Genomic DNA, 1,025 nt, shown 5'->3' with positions numbered 1-1,025 from the left:
GGCTGACCAATACGGTCGTGCAGGTTTGTCTGGTCCTGACGCTTTTTGCTCAACAGGCCTTCAGGCTCGCTCTTGAGCTGACCAGTTCCATGATCCTCATCCCATATCTTCTTGTCGCCGCTTACGGGGTCAAGCTCGCATGGGGCGGCGAGAGCTACGAGAACGACCCCGTAGCGCGGCGTGTCGACTTCGCAAGGGCGGCGATAGCATTGATCTATACGGCCGGTCTCATCTATGCCGCCAGCGCCAAGCACCTGCTGCTTTCGGCCGTCATCTACGGACCGGGCACGATCCTCTTCGTCATGGCTCGGAAGGAGCGGGGGCAGAGGGTGTTTACTCCCGCCGAGATGGGGATGTTCGTCGTCGCCGCACTTGGCGCGGTCGCGGCAATCTACGGCATCCTTGCCGGCGCCATCGCAGTCTAGGGCCCAAAGCTGTTTCGCAGCAGAAGACTACTCAGCGTGTGCGCCCTGCTGTCAGGCTGGCTGATCTGCTGCGAGCTCGTAGCCTGGGCGCCTTGCCAGCCTTCCACGCGTGCCTCCTTTGGCGTAATGCCGAATTCCTTCCTGAACATCCGGCTATACGCCGATGGATCCGTGAAGCCCCAATCCCCGGCAATGGCGGAGATCGGGCGCCCATCCAAGCTGTCGGAAAGTATATCGCGTGTCTTGGGCAGGCGTTTGTGGCGAATATAATTCGAAACACCTCCGTCCGGTTCGAATATCCGGTAGAGGCGAGAGCGGGACACAACGAGTGCGCGGCAAAGCCTGTCGGATGCCAAGGACTGATCATTCAAACTTTGTGCAATGATTTTGGCAGCGCGCTCGGCGATCACGGCGTCGATCACACGCTTCGCCTCGGTGATGCGGTCATGTGATGGCGACACGCACGCAGCCAGCAGATTGGTGGTGGCAGTGGCAATGTGCGACACATCCACGGCCCTCAGATCGGAAAAGGAACGGTGCAGCAGAAGCATGTAGTCTGCCAGGAGTCTTTTCGACTCCTCACGTATTTCAATCCTGGAC

Annotated in this window: 1 protein-coding gene and 1 pseudogene; one reads left to right on the top strand and one right to left on the bottom strand. The window is 59.4% G+C overall.

The genetic code is table 11. The annotated features are described in order from the left end of the window. A pseudogene (locus FJ980_RS34290) lies at positions 1 to 425 on the top strand (arginine-ornithine antiporter); the annotation flags it as partial. Here the strand turns inward: FJ980_RS34290 and FJ980_RS34285 are convergent. Beyond that, positions 422 to 1,025 (bottom strand): helix-turn-helix domain-containing protein (locus FJ980_RS34285; protein WP_210243795.1); only part of this gene is annotated, 604 nt, incomplete at its 5' end. The pseudogene FJ980_RS34290 and the gene FJ980_RS34285 overlap by 4 nt on opposite strands.

This window comes from Mesorhizobium sp. B1-1-5 (assembly GCF_006443065.1).
Lineage (GTDB): Bacteria > Pseudomonadota > Alphaproteobacteria > Rhizobiales > Rhizobiaceae > Mesorhizobium.
This window is presented reverse-complemented; position numbering and strand designations above follow the sequence as displayed.